Consider the following 15,931-nt stretch of genomic DNA (forward strand, 5'->3'; position numbering starts at 1 on the left):
GTTCGGCTGTGGCCTTCATCCCTGGCGCCGCAGTTATTGGTCTGGCTCTGGCGGGGTTCGCGATCGGACCGGTCTTTCCGACTGCCTTGGCCTGGCCAAACCAGCTCTTCGGTGGACGATCCTGGGTGAGCGGATCACTGATCGCCATCTCAATGATCGGCGGCATCGCGTTTCCTCCTCTGCTCGGTGCCACAGTCGCGGCAGATGCTGACGAGGCCCTGTTCCCGCTGGCCCTAACCGGACTCTCACTGCTGTGCGTGCTGGCATGCATGGCCATAGCCGCCATGCGCATCGTTCAGCGCCTTTCAGACACGTCAAACAAAGACCAGGAACGAGAGGATCCGGCACTCACGCATCGCTGATTCCGGCGCGGCTGGGAGAGCGCCCGGTCAGGGTAGATTTCCCTCTGTCCTCACCGTGAGGCGACTTTCTGGTCGGAGAGGCATTCCTCCGCCCGGTAAAGGATCGTTTACCGGGCGTCAGATCTGATCGGACGTGATTAGAAGTTCAACCTCATCCGCCAGTTCTGGGACTGGTCGACGGCCATCGAGTTCGAGAGTCGCCCCGTTTCGAAGCAGCGGTTCGACGTCGAGAACGTATTGGCGGATCGCGGACTGGTCAGCCTCTGAGCAGCCGTAAGTATTGTTCGTACGAGCCGAGACGCGCTCGATGAGGACTTCTACCGGCGCGCTCAGCAGAACAACACCGGAGAAGCGGTCATAGAAGCGACCCTGATTCTCGACAGTCCCTGAGACAACTAAGGACGAATCAGACGCGAGAAGTGCCGACATCCGCGGTTCATCCCATGTTCCGTCAGGAAGCACCCAGGCGTCGTAGTCGGTGTCGATCGTTTGGTAGCCCCGCCGGGACAGCTCATGCAGCACAGTTGTCTTTCCCGCCCCTGACATGCCGGTGATCAGAATTCGAGACATGAGAGCCAGCGTATCCGGTGCGCCAGAGTGTCCGTGAGCCGATCGTTCTCCGGGACGCGGTGCTGCCGGTCAGACTTCAACCTTGTAGCCAAGAGTGAGGTCAGCGGCATTGGTTCCTCTGATTCCCCAGTTCAACTTCGGGGTTTCGGTGATGGTGATCTCAAGACTGTGCGGCGCGATTCCGGCTTCTACCTCGACGCGATGGAATAGCTCTTCGATCAGCGCTCGTTTGGCGTCATCGGATCGACCCTCGAACATGGAGATTTCGATAATCGTGTAGTCGGCGCCGCGATCCTCGGGATGGACGAAATCGTCATCGTCAAGCGCGATAAAGCGCTGGAAGCATTTGTCTGCCGGGTACTCGAGGGCAACCATGATCGCGCCGTGAATGGCGTTCTTCAGTGCCGGCCGCCGACGGCCAAGTGTCTCTCGATGCCCGTAAACGATGATTTGTGCCATGCGAGGACGATACCTGAAGCGAGAACAAAGCTGACATAAGCCGGTGGCTCGCCGGACTTGCATGCGTCCGGTGAAGGATCCCTCAACGGACGCGACAGTGTTGGGTGGTACGTACAGTCAAGGGGCAACGTGGTCCCCTGCGCATTCAATTGGTGGCAAGTTGGTGGCTTTGCGCCGGGCGGCGACGTTTCATGCCTGAGCAGGCTGCGTTCAATATAGCCTCGGAGTATGCCAGTGAAGCCTTTGAGTATCGTTGTCCTACTGTTTCCCCGGGTTACGCAGCTGGATTTCACCGGTCCCGCGCAGGTGTTCTCCAAATTCCCGAATACCGAGGTTCACCTTGCCTGGCATAGCCTCGATCCCGTTCCCACGGATGCCGGGTGGTGCATCGTACCAACCATCAACCTTGAAGAATGCCCGTCGGCGGACGTGCTCTTTGTGCCCGGAGGTGCCGGTGCGTTCGAATTGTTTGAGGACCCTGTCGCGCTTGATTTTTTGCGCCGTCAGGCCCTGAGTGCCCGGTGGGTGACGTCGGTATGCACTGGAGCCTTAGCCCTTGCGGCGGCGGGATTGCTCACCGGCTATCGGGCAACAAGCCACTGGGCTTCGCTGAGGATGCTTGAACACTTCGGCGTCATCCCTGTTTCCGAGAGAGTGGTCCGTGACGGCAACAGGATCACCGGGGCCGGCGTTACCTCCGGGATAGACTTCGCCTTTACCTTGGCCGCTGAACTCTTCGGAGAAGATGAAGCCCGAAAGATCCAACTGGCCATTGAATATGACCCCGAGCCACCTTTCGACCACGGATCCCCGAGAAAAGCCGACCCGGAAATGGTGAAGAACATCATCTCGGCAACCGAGGACCTCCGCATGCCGGCAATCCTGAAGGCCGTCAGCCTCACAGCCGTTTAGTAGGCTTCCGTCAATCGTTCACTCCGCCGACGCCTCAGAGACAGAGGTGACCGGTTAGGGATCCCGTAACGGGAACGGCCAGCGGGCGCGTTTTGTGTCCAGGAGCCAGCAGTTGGCTGGTGCAGCGGGCTTGTCTCTATACTCTTTCGTGCCTGGGTAGGCGTTGATAGACGTGTGTCGCGGCCACCGCGGCTGCGGCGATGAGGATGACGGCGAAGAGTGCTGTGGCTGTCGGCATTCCGACCCAGTCGATGGTGTATCCAGAGACCACAGTGAGCAAACCCGCGGGAATGTAGCCCCCAATGTTGAACACGGCGTTGGCCTCGGCTCGCCGATTTGCTGGGACGTGGACGCCGATGAGGGTGAGGCCGCCGAGCTGGCCAAGGCCTTGCCCTGCTCCGGAGAGGATCGCCGAGACGATCAGCAGCAATGGGGTCGAAAGGTTGATCGCCGCAGTCATGCTCATCATCGCCAGGATGGTGGCGGTGGCGCCCATGAGGAAGATGCGCCTGATCGGTTGGCTCTTGACCGCGAATTGCACGCCTGTAGCGGCCAGGAACATCACGCAGGCTGTTCCTCCGGCGATCAGGGGGCTGGTGACGCCGAGCTGGTCCGACAGCAGTGATGGCCCCAGCGAGAGGACGAACGAAGTTGCCGTGATGCCGGGCCCGAAGACCGCGATACCGAAGGCCAGATGACGTCGATTGGCGGTGGGAACGGACGGCAGGTGAAGTCGGATCTGTGGCAATCGCGTCTTGTCTATGGTCAAAGCCGGTACGGGCAAGATGATGGCAATGACCAGGCTGACCCCAAGAACGATGAACTCGATGCCAAAGATGATCGGGATGGGGTTGGAGAGGAATTGGGCAAGGACGCCGGCGAGCAGCGGGCCCAAACCAGCCCCGAAGACCATCGCGACGGACGCGGCAAGCGCGGACCTCTGTTTACGGGCGGACCCTCCAACATCGACCACGGTCGCCATGCCGGCCGAGACGATCACCCCTACGGCCATGCCGGTGAGGAACCGGGCGACTAAGAGCATCGGGACCGATGTGGCGGTCGCGAACAAGATGCAGGCGATGAGGGCGACAATCAAACCGGGCAGGATGACCTTCTTGCGGCCGATCTGATCGGAGAGCTGGCCGGCGACCAGGAGCGCAACGAGAAGCCCGACGATATATGCGGTGAAGATCACCGTGAGCATGCCGGAGGCGAACCCGAGTCGCGCCTGCCACTGGACATAAAGCGGCGTGGGCGAGTTGGACAGGATAAACACCGCAGTGACCAGGCCTGCGGCTAAAACCACCCGAAAATGCGGTCTTGCCGGTTCGGTTGTGGGGACGGGCGATTCTTGCTTGACGTCAGTCATCGTTTCTCCAACTACGTTGTACGAGTTTTCTCGAACCAATCCCTGCCTGACCATCGTTGCACACGCGGAGGCGTTAGTACGACTCGATACGTACCGGTGATAAGTTGGGGACATGAGCCAAGAATCCGCACAGACAGAAGGCATCGATTGGCGGGTTCGCCCTGGAGCTCTCGCCGAACCGGAGGCCTGCGACATTCGCCTCGAAGCCGTGATGTCGGCGCTGTCCGAACCACTGCGGCTGACCATCGTTCGTAAACTGATGCTCGAGTCCGACGACTTCGATCACCCGTGCGGATGGTTCAACCTCGGACGACCGAAATCGACCTTGACCCACCACTTCCGGGCACTCAGGGATGCCGGATTGATCCGGCAACGCCAGTACGGCCTCGAACGCCGCAGCAGGCTCAGGACCGAAGATCTCGACGAGCGCTTCCCCGGCCTTCTGCAGCTAGTCAAGAACTGGCAAGGCCGCGATATCGTCTGAAGCCGACAAGCCCTCGCCGTCGCGCTCCGGCTCTGTTCGTAGGCGACCGGCCTTGAGTCAACCTTCACGTCATCAGCTTTGGAATGATTGGCAGCTCAGGGCGGACCGCAAGCCGGTCCTCCACCGGCCGCCACACCGCCCTGCTCAGCACTTGTGGATCTGATCGCTACGTGGCGGCGTTTTGTGATGGCGTGGTGTCGCGCCCGGCAAAGGATCCCCTACCGGACGTCTTGCAATGCCGGTAAACCATCCCCTAGCGGGATGAGCGCGCCATGGTCTTTCCAGGCGATGGCCGGTTTGCCGCTGCGGGTGTAGTCATACCGCGGTCGCCCCGGCGGCAACCAGTTCCTGCCTGGCAACCGCGTCATCCAGGACCTTGGAGGCCACCGCCCGCCGCCGCTTGCCCTTCAATACCCCGGTCTCGGTGGTGGCCTCCGCGATCGCCTCCATGATCCGGTACGGGTTCCCGGACGCAGCCAGACGCCGGCGCCAGCGCCAGTACGTCAGTGTGCTCGGGTGGAACGCCGTGTCGGTCAGCCCATACCCGCACGCAGTCTTCCAACGGAGATCGTATGTTAACGCCTTGTAGTAGCTGTAGTCGGCTCATCATTCTGAAGGCATCGGGACGGCTCTGCGTAGTGGCCCGGAACTCCTCGAGAGTAAGGGAGGAAGTTATGGTTGTTCGCACGTCGGCGTCACAGAGAACATCGATGACGTTGATCAGCCTCTGTTGAGCTTCTGGATCAGTGTCGGCGAATGAGGGCAGGTCCAGTAGCACCCAGTGGTCAAACTGCTGCGCCCAGCGCAAATACTCCACGGACGAGGTCTGCGCCCCACATAGTTGCTCGAAGGTAATCCACAGTTCAGTGCCACGCTGCGCGGCCACCGGAAACTGCCTGCTACCCACTTTCAGCTCAACAGCTTCCGATGCTTTGGGGTCCTGTGGGTTGTGACAGTCCTGCTGAACGTTGGGGCTCGCGCCAATCCATCGCCCACTCCTGAATCCAGTGACCGATGATTGCGGCCGCCCTCTATAGTCCTCCATCCCCTCGAGCTTGATGATGTCCATGTTGTTTAAGATCAGTTCGATGCCTGGTTCGAACAGGTGATGCCAGATCGGGTTGGGCAACAAGGATGTAGGGGCGTAGTTGGAGCTCGCGAGCAGGACGACGTTCGTTTCGAAGAGTTTCCGCAGGAGCCGCGTCAAAAGTGCGGCGTCTCCAGAGTCATGGACATGAAACTCGTCAAAGTACAGGAGCCTTACGCCGTCGGTGAGCTCACGGACAGCGCTCTCAACTGCGCTGGCCTCTCCCTGGTGCTCATGGATCCGGCGATGAAGTTGATCGAAGAATCCGTGGAAGTGGACACGTCGTTTTGCCTCTATCGGGAGCGCCCGGAAATAGGCGTCGAGCAGCCAGGATTTACCGCGGCCAGCGTCTCCCCACACATAGAGACTTTGGGTCTTGCTGCGTCTCCACCGGGACGCGAGCAGATCATCACCAAGTCCTAGAAGCCTGTCCCGTACGACGAGTTGCGCATCGTTCAACCGGAAGCCAACTGCAGTAGCAGACTCATCGATGGCTGCTACCAGGTCAGCCCGTATGCTTCTGTTCCTCGCCACAGGGTTGATTATGCCCCTTACTGCCGGCGACGTCGGCACAACGCCATTTTCCTAGAAGCGATCCCCTTAATCAGTGCCCGGTTGGGGATCCCTCTACGGCCACGGCAGCGTTGTGCAGAGGACTTCTGACATTCTGTGCAGTCGGCTTCTGAAACTGACACTAATGCCGTCAACGCCGGATTGAACGTAGGCCGTTTGTGCCGAAGCGAAAGGTTGCCGGTGGCGCCAGACGAAAGTGCCCTCCTGGTCAGCGGCCATCGAAACTCTGCCCTAACTTCGAGTGGCGGACTTCAGTATGGCGCTGATGACCCCAGGAAATCGCGACTGGACTTCCGCGGTCCTGGGCCAATTAAGGCGGCTGTTGCCTGGGCCGAGTTCCTGACGGATGAGGCCCGATTCCCGGAGGACTTTGAAGTGCGCGGAGAGCGTTGATTTGGAAAGTTCGGTTTCGAAGGTTCCGCAGGTCTTGCCAGGGTCGGTGTTGATGTCGGCAAGGAGCCGAAGCCGGGTGGGATCGGCGCAGGCGTGCAGGATAGTGGACAAGTCGAGGTCATCGATCCGGGGGTGAAATAGGGGTTTCACGCAGGCCTTTCCTTTGTCACACCATCATCTACAGTGTTCGTGTATTCGTCAACTAACGAACACCTGGAGTCTCCATGCACCGAACCACTTCACTCGCCGCCGTCGGCGGCCTGGCAACAGCCCTGGCCTGGGGAGGAATGTTCACCATCGCCAAAACCGCATTTTCCCATCTGGGGCCGTTCCAGCTGACGGCCGCCAGGTTTATCGTGGCTACGGTCGTCTTCATGGTCGTCCTCGCCCTTAAGGAGGGGCCCCGGGCCCTCGTCCCCGGTAGGAGGGTCGGCGCTCTGTGGCTGGTGGGAACCATCGGCTTCGCAGGATTCAACATGCTCATGTACGCCGGCCTGGCCTACTCGGCGCCACAGACCATCTCCTTGGTCATGGCAACCCTGCCGATGGTCACACTGTTCGTCATGTGGGCCCGCACAAGGAAGCGGCCTGCCGGCCTGGTGTTCCTCTTCTCTGCCATCGCGCTCGTAGGTGTCGCCATGGTTTTGGGGAACGGGAACCCGGCCGCGGTCCTTCAGGGTGGTCTCGGGCTGGGCGTCCCGTTGACCTTCGCCGGCGTGATCGCGTGGGTCCTCTACACGACCAGCCGCAGCGCTTTCGCAGAGTTGAGCCTGCTTCGGTTCACTACGCACACATGTCTGCTGGGAACGGTTTCCATCATCGTCCTCACCACCGTACTGACGTGGAACGAGCCGCCCATATCTGTCGGGGACGTCGGTGCCGTCATCTGGCAGATCCTCTACATGGCGCTTCCCGCCACGGTACTGGCAGTGCTTACCTGGAATCAGGCCGTCGCCATTTTGGGGGCATCCAATGGGGTGTTGTTCATCAACCTTGTCCCCATCACGGCCTTCACCATCGAAGCCATCCGCGGGCAGCAGCCCACGGGCGGCGAAATCGCCGGAGTAGTCCTCACGCTCGCTGCGCTTCTGGCCGTAAACCTGGTCGCGCGCCGCACGGCAAAAGGCACCCCACAGGCCGAGGCCGCCCAGGCCCGAAGTGATGCACCCCGGGAACAGAAGGCCACCGCCAGCTAACCGCAGCACCTCTGCAGCGAACCCATGCATCATCGATAGCTCACGGCAACGCCAAAGAGCGATCAAGTCTTTGTGGGAGCCTGGTTGGGTGTCGCAGTTCCCTGAAACTGCGACGGGGAGTCGCTGAGTTCGTAGGAAGCGGTAACTGCTAGGCGGAGGCTTGGGTGCTCGCTAAGGCGCTGGCAGACCTTCGGACCGCGGCTTTGCGGAGATTCTCGGTAGCGGTGATGATGCTCTTTACTTCTTCAGGGTCCGCCTTGCCCGGCGAGCCGTGATCGAAGGGGGGTTTCGGATCATATTCGATGGCCAGCTGAATGCTTCGAGCTTCGTCCTCACCAAAAAGTTCCGCCGCCAACGTGAATGCAAAATCGATCCCCGAGGTCACGCCGGCACCGGTAATCCGGTTTCTGTCACGGACTACTCTTTCCGAAATCGGGTGGACGCCGAATTCTTCGAGCATCTGCAGGGACGCCCAGTGACTGGTGGCACGGTAGCCAGTGAGGAGTCCCGCTGCTGCCAGGGTGAATGATCCTGTGCAAACGGAAGTGATCCAGCGGGCTTCTTGGGCTTGGTCTCGGAGAAATGCCAGGGCCTTGGGATCGTCGAACATGTCAAACGCCCCTGCACCTCCGGGCACAAAGATGATGTCTGCCTGGGGGCACTCGTCAAGGGTCGTAGTGGGCACGATGCACCAGCCGGCATCGGTAGGGATCGGATCCAGGCTATGCCAGGCCAAGTGAAGTTCGGTGTCCGGAAACTTGGAGAAAACCTGAGCGGGCCCCGTGAAATCTAACTGGGTGACCCGTGGGAAAAGAAGGACAACGATTCTCAGCGGACGGGAAGGCATGGTCTCAGACTATATGAGCGCGTGCGGCACTGGGTCACGGTCTGGCGGGCTCCCACTACGCCGTCTACGCCGTCTCCGGAGAGCTTCGAGCAAGGCATCGACACCACGACCGCGGAGGGGCAATCGATGTTCGGGATGCTCTCGGTCCTCGCCGAACTCCAACGAGAACTCATCATCGCCAACACCAGGGACGGCCTCGCGGCCGCCCGCGCCCGTGGACGAACCGGAGGAAGACGCCCCAAACTCACCCCCGACCAGGCCCACCACGCCCAACAGCTCTATGACGCCGGGGACCACACCGTCCAACGCATCGCAGACCTCCTCCAAGTCCCGCGATCCACGATCTACGGTCACCTCAACAAGACAAGCATCGGCCGACGCCCAACCGTCAGTAAGCCCGGACAGGCTTAGCGCTCAATCCGTCCCGATGACTACCAAGACCCCGTCATTGGCCATCGCCTGGAGCAGGGGACGGATCGAGGTCCACACCGTGTTCCATGTCGTGCCGAGCAGGCGGGCGATCCCGCGCACAGAGGCGTGCTTACGCCGCATCTGTCGGATCGCCCACCAGCACGCCCTCACGGTGAGCAGCGCCCGCGGCTCGGCCACCGTGGGGTTCTGCTCGGTGAACGTGCCGACCGGGCAGGCCGGTTCGACACATCGCCAGGTCCGCTTGAGCCACATGATCTTCACGGGCCGGTCCAAGCAAGGTGCGTCGATCAGGACCACCTCGCGTCGACCGTGGGAGTGAGCGATCACGCCGCAGGTCCGACAGCCCATCACCGCCCGCGCCGACTCGACCCGAACAGTCAATTGGTCGCCATCACCCCGGTCGACGCCAATCACGTGGAGATCGTTGAGACCGACGAGCAGGTCGCAGTTCACGCAGTAGGTGTTGGCGTGATGGCAGCGCGGAGCGGCACGCGTCACAAGCTCAGACAACGTCGAGGCACTGGCACTCCCAAATGGCGCGTGTCTGATCTCGTCGGCGATGGTCTAGTGACCAAAGGTGACCGGCTGGCCATGCCAGTCGGTCTTGCGGAGGAACTGTTCCCAGCTCAGCGTGTTGGGATCGATGCGCCGGCTCCACGTCGTGTCGTGGTCGTCTCGGAAATATCCGAGGTCGACCGCGTACTGGGCCATGCCGAGGATCTCGTCGACCACCAGAGGGTTCTCTCCTAGCGCGGGGAAGTAGGTCAGCAGGCCTTCGCGAGAGTAGGCGCTGCGGTACTCAGCTTTGAGTCCGGTAACACGGGAGAACGCGTCGACCATCTCGGCTGGGGAGATGACGTCCCCCACGACCGGCAGGCAGGCGCCGCGGTAGGTGTCGGGGTTGGAGAACACCTCGAGGACGGCCGGCCCGGTCGCGGTGAGGGGGTCCACGAACGGGGCACGGAAGTCTTCGGGGAGGTAGAAAGGCATGAGCACCGTGTCACCGTCGATGCGCGGGGTGTAGTACTCCAGCGCGTTGGTGTAGAAGAACGAGAGCATGATGAAGGTGTGCGCGATCGGCAGAGTCCGAATGTGCTCCGCGATGAGCGCCTTGTCCGTGAAGTGCGGGGCGTACTTGGTGCCCGAGGACCGCTCGTCGACGTTCTCGAGCGTACTAAAGACGACGTGGCTCACTCCGGCCTCGACCGCTGCATCGGCAAGTTGGCGCCCGAGAGGGAACTCCTCGGTGGAGGGAGGCGCGATGGGCGGGGTCATCAGGAAGGCCCCCTCGGCCGATTCGAACGCGTCGATGAGCTCACGTTGGTGACCCAGCGCGAGGGGAACCTCGGCGATCTCCGCTCCTAGCCCGGCGAGCCTCTGGGCCTGGGCAGAGTCGGCGTTCCTGGTCAGGGCCCGCACCCGGAACCTGCCGCTCTCAAGTAAGGAGGTGGCGACGCTCCTTCCCTGCTTGCTAGTGGCACCCGCGACGACGATCAACGGCTTGCTGGTATCAGACATCGTGTACTTCCTCTCGTGTATCCCGGTGTTCGCGGCCAGCGACAGTTGTGCGGCAGACACCGGAGGGGCGTGAACGTACTCAATCATATTGCAACATCGCGATGTGGCAATATGATGGTCTGGAACGCACTCAGTTCGTCACATCGAGATACGATGGTGCGTGAGAGGCGAGGAGGTACCGTGGCGACGTCACAGACGACGAGCCCAGGGGGCGACGCGGAGAACGAGCCCCCTCTGGCTGCGGTCGAGGCCTTGAAGGCGCTAGCGAACCCTGCACGGCTGCAAATCATGGACTGGCTGCGGGACCCTCACGGAGAGTTTGCTCAGTGGGAGCCGATAGCCGACCGGGACGAGGTCGGGGTCTGCGTCAGCCATCTGCAAGCCAAATCCGGGCTGGCGCAATCGACAATCTCCTCGTACTTGGCAACCCTCGAGCGGGCAGGCCTGGTACAGGCCACACGGGTCGGCAAGTGGATCCACTACAAACGCAACGAGGGCGCGCTGTCGCGACTCGCGGACATGCTCCGCGGCACATAGCGACGATCACGAAAGGCCGCTACGAGGCGACCAACGCCGCACGGCACACCAGACTCCGCGCGGCACGCTCGCGACATCGCGGGCCTGACTGAGGGAGGAACCAATCTCTGCCTCCGCGATCCTCGAAGCCTCGCTTCCCGCGCCGTTCAACGCTAGCCGCGATCACTACCCCCAGGCATCGACCAGGGCGGCGTGTTCCACCAGATCGATCAAAGCCCTTGGCGACCGTCGCCCCCACCTGAACTAGCTAGGAAGAGCCAGATTCCTTGGAATGCGCCTTTTTACTCGCGAGTTGGTTTTACGGAGGAGGCGCCTTCGACTGACTTCCACCGCAAATTGGTCCATGTTGAAGAAAGTCTCAGGCTTGCTAGGTACGGGCGGCGCGTACAGATGGCCGCAGTGCTGGAGTAGTTCTTTCCCATCCGTATCTACCGGCTTACGGGCGCTGGTGCGAGATGCAGCGATCACGGAACGCCGCCCGTAGTGATCAAATCCATAGCGTGCCGCGTACTGTTCAGAACAGTTGTTATGGACCCGTCGGCTGGCGATCCGGACAGCGAGGTCACCAGAGAGCCCGGGCTTTAGGAAAGGTGGGCGAGGATCGCTTCACGCTGCCGGGTAATAGTCTCGACCTGAGTGCCAAGTTCTGCCGCTCGGTCGCTCAGGTGTGCACGAAGCTCTGCGCACATTTCGAGGTCAGGTGTGCGTCCACGGGCGCAAGGGAGGTACTGGCGGATCGCGTCGGAGTCGAGGCCCGCGGCATACAGGCCCTGAATCTGAGCCACGATTAGTGGAGCATCGCCGGAGTACACGCGGTATCCGTTGCAGGCGCGTTCGGGAACGAGAAGATCCTGCTCTTCGTAGTAGCGAAGCGCCCGCCGGCTTACACCTGTTTTCTCGGATAGCTCCCCGATCAGCATCCGCAAATTCCTTCCTGCACTAATTGACCCTCACGCTCACGTGACCCCTTAGGGTCGTTGCCTATGAACATAGCAACCAACACCAGCCCGACTCATTCCGTCCAGCGCGTCGTCATCGTCCACGGGTACGCCGCCGCCCCGGACGCACACTGGTTCCCCTGGCTCCAAAGCACACTCCAAGCTGAAGGTATCGTGGCGACCGTGGCCCCTCTGCCTAACTCAGACGCTCCTGAAGCGGCAGCGTGGGAGGACGTTGTCAGTGCTGAACTTGGAGTGCCTGATGTGGGAACGGTCATTGTGGCGCATTCCCTCGGGGCGATCACTGCACTTCGCGTGCTCGCTGCGCTTCCGGAGCCATGGGAGCTAGGCGGTCTAGTGTTGGTATCCGGTTTCACTAGGCCGCTGGAATCATTGCCGGTACTCGATGGTTACCTCGCCACTGACGTTGACGTTGAACGCGTAGCAAGGAGTATCGGTGAGCGAGCAGTAATCCGTTCTGACGCGGATCCTTTCGTGCCGACGGCAGCATCTGATGACCTTGCCAAACGCCTCTGCGCACAGCTGCATGTTCAACCAGGGGCCGGACACTTCTTGACAGAAGACGGCGTGACAAGCCTGCCAGCTGTGCTAGACCTCGCACGCATTGACATGGCCGCCCGGTAAAGGATCCTTCACCGGACGCCGCTTCCGCTGAGTCACCCCGACTTGGCGTTTGCGCCTTCGTGCATGCCGGGATCTCGTTGGACCAACCAAATTCATTTCCATCCAGTCGTGGCCGACAGTCAGTTAAGCATCTGGTGCACGATCGATAGGAATACCCAGACATCACCCTTGTCGTACGCTGCAGGGTCGTCGCTGTCGCCGCTCATAAATGGATACGGCGTTGGGATGTAAACCTGATCCCCTTCAAGCTGACCGAGCCAGGCTTCTATCTCTCTCTGAAAGTCAATCCTGAGCACAAAAACAGCGAAGTCGGGGTCTAGGAGGAGGGATTTCTCGAAATCGGACAGCGAGCCGAAGGAACCGTAAGACTTGTATGCGTTCAAAAGCGGATGATGCACCGCATATTCACCCGTCCCAGTGTTCACGAGGAAGAGATGCCCGAGTCCGGAAATCCCTACGATGTGAGTGAACGCCTCCTGCAGCGGGCCCCACCCATCGTCGAGTTCCTCAACAGGCACCGGAGTCTTCAGGAGTCTGTACCCGGTAGTCGGGGGGCTCACCGGACTGTGCTGCTGTTTTGGGCGAAATAGATCCTTGAATCCCATGAGGGTCACCCTACTGGCAATGAGGGTACCCTGCCTCAGAGCGCGGCCCGGTTAGGGATCCCCCAACGGACGCAGCGGCGTCCTTTAAACCACCGGCTTACGGGCGTGCTTGCTTCGCGATTCTTGGCTAGGCTCGTGGGGTGTCTACCGGTCGGAATCCCCAAGTGATCGTACTGAACGGCGGATCGAGTTCCGGCAAGTCCTCAATTGCCAGAGCGCTTCAGGAAATCCTCCCCGGCATCTGGTTGACCTTCGGCGTCGACACTTTCATTGATGCCCTCCCTGGAGGGGGTGACAGCCCCCGCGCAGGAATTACCTTTGAGCAGGGCGGCACGATCGCCTTCAGCACTGAGCATCGGGCTTTAGAGCGCAGTTGGTATACCGGACTCAGCGCTATGGCCCGGGCAGGGGCCCACTTGATCCTCGATGAGGTCCTTCTCTCTGGGGGTGCCGGCCAGGAGCGTATCCGGTCAACATTCGGCGAAGCGGACCTGATCTGGGTGGGAGTGCACTGCGACCCAGAGGTCGCCGCATCCCGCGAGGCACAACGCCTTGACCGTGTAGAAGGTATGGCGCGACAGCAAGCCCTGAGCGTGCACGCCGGGGTCGTCTATGACGTAGAGGTCGACACCACATATCGCCCGACCGATGACTGCGCGCGTGATCTCGCGAGACAGCTCTCGCTCAATGCACTGCCCGGTTGAGGATGGGCCAGAGATGCGTTAGGTAAACCCGATCCACCACGTATGTCCTGAGAATGACTGTAGAGCTACTGTTCAGCGAGGATGGATGGATGGACACCATTAAGGGAAAAATGAATGATCCCGGCACTGTCATCCCGTTTACTGTGGTGACGCTCGGACTCGACGATGCAGCACTCACCGCACTTGCCCGTTCGGGACAAGGAGTCCCGATCGTGGTCGTACACGGGGTGATGGCTGATGCATTCGCTTGGAAGCAGGTTGCCAAAGACATCGCGCCAGAGCGCCCAGTCTTTCTGATTAACCGACGAGGTCGCGTCCCGAGCGCTTCTCTGAATGAAACGTATGGGGTCGAGACTGAAGTTCAGGACCTCTTGCGCTGGCTAGCGACCGTTGAGGGTCCCGTTGATTTAGTCGGACACAGCTACGGGGGCCTCATCGCGGTTGAGGCTATCCGGCAAGGTGCCAATGTTCGTTCGCTAGTACTGTACGAGCCGGTCGCATACCCGTTCGGTGTCGAGGCGCTGCCACTCGTAACGGCGGCCGTCAGTAGCGGCGACCTTGATGCTGCGGTCGAGATTATCAATGTCGATCTTTCCGGCTACGACCGGGCGCACGTTGAAACACTTCGATCCGGTCCTGCTTGGCCCAAACTCATGGAGCTGGCAGCGCCGGCCAGCGCAGAGCTATTGTCAATCAACCACTTTGTCTTCACGGCTCCGGGATCATGGGCTACGCCTACAACGTTGATTGCAGGTGAGCTGAGCAGGAACCGCCCACCTTATGGGCCAAGCGTTGACATGTTCCTGCAAGCCTTGAACGTGGAAGGTGTCACGATCTTGGCTGATCAGGACCACCTGGCGCACGTGACCTCTCCTCAAGACCTGGCACAGGCGATCAACGAGGGTCTTGCGACTGGGTAGCCATGTTATCTCGAGCAAACCCATGGCCTGAAGGGCCATCATGTCGCGCTGAGCGTACACCGTGTGCTCCAAGGAGTGTCCGTAAGAGGATCCCTTACCGGGCGGTTCCTCGACGGCCCATTGGTACGGAGAGTGATGCCCGGAGAATTCTCGTCCACATTGATCGCCGGGATGGAAAGTCTGATCGTGCGTCACACTCGTATTCCGCCCGGTCCAAGCATTCTTCGATGAGTGCATCGTGCAGGGGACGAAAGAAGATCGGCCAGGTGAACATTGCAGGGCCCCGCGGCGAGAGGGCCAGCTCATGCCGGAGCATTGTCAATTGCTCTGTGAGCCTGATGGCTGTGAAGGCATGGTTCCCATGAAAGCCAGCCGGTCCGGTGAACTGGAACTCAACCCGGCGCCCAGGCTCGTAACTCGCCACAAAGTAGCGAACTGGACCATGCCCACCTGCCGCCCCCACACCCAACGGCTGGTCCAGACGCATTGACGGCCACTCTTTACGCGGCCATAGGAGATCCGACTTGCTCGCGAGCGAATCGATTAGCGTTCCCACGTCCTTCAATGACGCAACAATCTCCCGCTCATGCACATTGAGAACCATGCAGCAAAGATACCGTCCATACGGTGTGGCACTGCGACCAGGTCGCTCGATGCGCGCCCGTAAGCGGATCCCCCATCGGACGGCTTCGAGGAGTTGGAAGTCAGCGACCGGCGATGAGTTGTGCCAAGTCAGATGCCTTTGATCTCGTACTGTCGATTGATATTTGCGGTTGCCCTGCCCCATCCGCTCTCAGCGACTCGCTGCTGGTGCGCCCGGAATGACGCGGCATCCTGAAATTGTTCGTCAACCTGCCAGACCAACGGGTTCTCGGTGAGGTTCACTTCGAAGGAAAGGCACCCTTGCTCAGCGCGCGTTAGCTCGATGTGCAGCGGAAGGAACTCTGCAACGACCACTGCCTCGTCTCGGTTGCTGCAGACGAGTTGGCCGCTGAGGAAGACGTTGCTCATAAAGCCATCCTTGCACTGCGAGGCACAGCGCCTTGCAACGTTCGGTAAAGGATCCTTTGTCGGCAGGTGTGCTGACTGGCTGGGATTAGCGTGTGTCTTCTGGCCTCTTTACAGCTCGTAGGTACAACCACAAGCACACCGCCAAGAAAGCGAGGTTCACGGCCTGCATGCCCCAGTAGAATCCGGTTGCAGGGCGCCCCCTCCCCCATCACGGCATACGCATTGTTGGCTAACCACAACAACGCAAAAACTCCCACAGTCAAAGCTTGGCCTTTGTGGGGTTGCCCGCAAATCGTGGACAGTTGATCAGGCGGCTTGTGCCGGCTGAGGTTTTGTTATGGCGAGGAATCGTTCGTGTTCCACGGGTGT

At 60.6% G+C, this 15,931-nt stretch carries 20 protein-coding genes; 9 read left to right on the plus strand and 11 right to left on the minus strand.

Annotated features, from left to right (window positions below):
- Window positions 1–362 (plus strand): hypothetical protein (locus ABIB51_RS22330; RefSeq protein WP_354191551.1); only part of this gene is annotated, 362 nt, incomplete at its 5' end.
- A gap of 117 nt (window positions 363–479) precedes the next feature.
- Here the strand turns inward: ABIB51_RS22330 and ABIB51_RS22335 are convergent.
- Entirely contained in the window at window positions 480–932 is a 453-nt protein-coding gene (locus ABIB51_RS22335) for an ATP-binding protein (RefSeq protein ID WP_354191552.1), read from the minus strand.
- 69 nt (window positions 933–1,001) lie between these two features.
- Window positions 1,002–1,391 carry a tautomerase family protein gene (locus tag ABIB51_RS22340; RefSeq protein ID WP_354191553.1) on the minus strand — a complete coding sequence of 130 codons (390 nt, stop codon included), beginning with the start codon at window positions 1,389–1,391 and terminating at the stop codon, window positions 1,002–1,004.
- Window positions 1,392–1,619: 228 nt separating this feature from the next.
- Between ABIB51_RS22340 and ABIB51_RS22345 the strand changes: the two genes are divergently transcribed.
- Window positions 1,620–2,303: a DJ-1/PfpI family protein gene (locus ABIB51_RS22345; protein ID WP_354191555.1), complete on the plus strand. Its 684-nt coding sequence runs from the start codon at window positions 1,620–1,622 to the stop codon at window positions 2,301–2,303.
- Window positions 2,304–2,439: 136 nt separating this feature from the next.
- Here ABIB51_RS22345 and ABIB51_RS22350 read toward each other — a convergent pair whose 3' ends face one another.
- Window positions 2,440–3,672 carry an MFS transporter gene (locus ABIB51_RS22350; RefSeq protein WP_354191556.1) on the minus strand — a complete coding sequence of 411 codons (1,233 nt, stop codon included), beginning with the start codon at window positions 3,670–3,672 and terminating at the stop codon, window positions 2,440–2,442.
- A 112-nt stretch (window positions 3,673–3,784) separates the two neighbouring features.
- Here ABIB51_RS22350 and ABIB51_RS22355 point away from each other — a divergent pair, with 112 nt between their 5' ends.
- The gene (locus tag ABIB51_RS22355; RefSeq protein ID WP_160679573.1) at window positions 3,785–4,156 is read left to right on the plus strand and encodes an ArsR/SmtB family transcription factor; all 372 of its coding nucleotides are present in this window, start codon (window positions 3,785–3,787) and stop codon (window positions 4,154–4,156) included.
- A 364-nt stretch (window positions 4,157–4,520) separates the two neighbouring features.
- On the opposite strand, the gene zapE is transcribed toward ABIB51_RS22355, so the two are convergent.
- Together zapE and ABIB51_RS22370 are read right to left on the minus strand one after the other, a co-directional pair.
- Window positions 4,521–5,816, minus strand: a complete 1,296-nt coding sequence (gene zapE, locus ABIB51_RS22365) for a cell division protein ZapE (protein WP_502916198.1) — start codon at window positions 5,814–5,816, stop codon at window positions 4,521–4,523.
- Window positions 5,817–6,047: 231 nt separating this feature from the next.
- Window positions 6,048–6,359, minus strand: coding sequence for an ArsR/SmtB family transcription factor (locus tag ABIB51_RS22370; RefSeq protein ID WP_214840818.1), 312 nt, complete (start codon window positions 6,357–6,359; stop codon window positions 6,048–6,050).
- 74 nt (window positions 6,360–6,433) lie between these two features.
- Here ABIB51_RS22370 and ABIB51_RS22375 point away from each other — a divergent pair, with 74 nt between their 5' ends.
- Entirely contained in the window at window positions 6,434–7,405 is a 972-nt protein-coding gene (locus tag ABIB51_RS22375; RefSeq protein ID WP_354191558.1) for a DMT family transporter, read from the plus strand.
- A gap of 148 nt (window positions 7,406–7,553) precedes the next feature.
- On the opposite strand, the gene ABIB51_RS22380 is transcribed toward ABIB51_RS22375, so the two are convergent.
- Window positions 7,554–8,252: a DJ-1/PfpI family protein gene (locus ABIB51_RS22380; RefSeq protein ID WP_354191559.1), complete on the minus strand. Its 699-nt coding sequence runs from the start codon at window positions 8,250–8,252 to the stop codon at window positions 7,554–7,556.
- A gap of 21 nt (window positions 8,253–8,273) precedes the next feature.
- Here ABIB51_RS22380 and ABIB51_RS22385 point away from each other — a divergent pair, with 21 nt between their 5' ends.
- On the plus strand, window positions 8,274–8,663 hold the full coding sequence (locus tag ABIB51_RS22385; protein ID WP_354191560.1) for a recombinase family protein: 390 nt from the start codon (window positions 8,274–8,276) through the stop codon (window positions 8,661–8,663).
- 3 nt (window positions 8,664–8,666) lie between these two features.
- Here the strand turns inward: ABIB51_RS22385 and ABIB51_RS22390 are convergent, their stop codons facing one another.
- A complete protein-coding gene (locus ABIB51_RS22390) occupies window positions 8,667–9,182 on the minus strand; it encodes a helix-turn-helix domain-containing protein (protein WP_354191561.1) in 516 nt (171 codons plus the stop codon).
- A 66-nt stretch (window positions 9,183–9,248) separates the two neighbouring features.
- Window positions 9,249–10,202: an NmrA/HSCARG family protein gene (locus tag ABIB51_RS22395; protein WP_354191563.1), complete on the minus strand. Its 954-nt coding sequence runs from the start codon at window positions 10,200–10,202 to the stop codon at window positions 9,249–9,251.
- Between the two features lie 180 nt (window positions 10,203–10,382).
- Here ABIB51_RS22395 and ABIB51_RS22400 point away from each other — a divergent pair, with 180 nt between their 5' ends.
- The gene (locus ABIB51_RS22400) at window positions 10,383–10,739 is read left to right on the plus strand and encodes an ArsR/SmtB family transcription factor (protein ID WP_354191564.1); all 357 of its coding nucleotides are present in this window, start codon (window positions 10,383–10,385) and stop codon (window positions 10,737–10,739) included.
- A 581-nt stretch (window positions 10,740–11,320) separates the two neighbouring features.
- Here the strand turns inward: ABIB51_RS22400 and ABIB51_RS22405 are convergent.
- Window positions 11,321–11,659: a MerR family transcriptional regulator gene (locus tag ABIB51_RS22405; protein WP_354191565.1), complete on the minus strand. Its 339-nt coding sequence runs from the start codon at window positions 11,657–11,659 to the stop codon at window positions 11,321–11,323.
- 63 nt (window positions 11,660–11,722) lie between these two features.
- Here ABIB51_RS22405 and ABIB51_RS22410 point away from each other — a divergent pair, with 63 nt between their 5' ends.
- Window positions 11,723–12,322 (plus strand): RBBP9/YdeN family alpha/beta hydrolase, encoded by a 600-nt coding sequence (locus ABIB51_RS22410; RefSeq protein WP_354191566.1) that lies wholly within the window; start codon window positions 11,723–11,725, stop codon window positions 12,320–12,322.
- Between the two features lie 119 nt (window positions 12,323–12,441).
- Here ABIB51_RS22410 and ABIB51_RS22415 read toward each other — a convergent pair whose 3' ends face one another.
- Window positions 12,442–12,927 carry a hypothetical protein gene (locus ABIB51_RS22415; protein WP_354191567.1) on the minus strand — a complete coding sequence of 162 codons (486 nt, stop codon included), beginning with the start codon at window positions 12,925–12,927 and terminating at the stop codon, window positions 12,442–12,444.
- Between the two features lie 164 nt (window positions 12,928–13,091).
- Here ABIB51_RS22415 and ABIB51_RS22420 point away from each other — a divergent pair, with 164 nt between their 5' ends.
- Entirely contained in the window at window positions 13,092–13,631 is a 540-nt protein-coding gene (locus ABIB51_RS22420; protein WP_354191568.1) for a chloramphenicol phosphotransferase CPT family protein, read from the plus strand.
- 89 nt (window positions 13,632–13,720) lie between these two features.
- The gene (locus ABIB51_RS22425; protein WP_354191569.1) at window positions 13,721–14,551 is read left to right on the plus strand and encodes an alpha/beta fold hydrolase; all 831 of its coding nucleotides are present in this window, start codon (window positions 13,721–13,723) and stop codon (window positions 14,549–14,551) included.
- 732 nt (window positions 14,552–15,283) lie between these two features.
- Here the strand turns inward: ABIB51_RS22425 and ABIB51_RS22430 are convergent.
- Complete coding sequence (locus ABIB51_RS22430) at window positions 15,284–15,562, minus strand: putative quinol monooxygenase (RefSeq protein WP_354191571.1); 279 nt, start codon at window positions 15,560–15,562, stop codon at window positions 15,284–15,286.
- Window positions 15,563–15,931: the final 369 nt, after the last annotated feature.

This window comes from Arthrobacter sp. UYCu712, assembly GCF_040547005.1.
Lineage (GTDB): Bacteria > Actinomycetota > Actinomycetes > Actinomycetales > Micrococcaceae > Arthrobacter.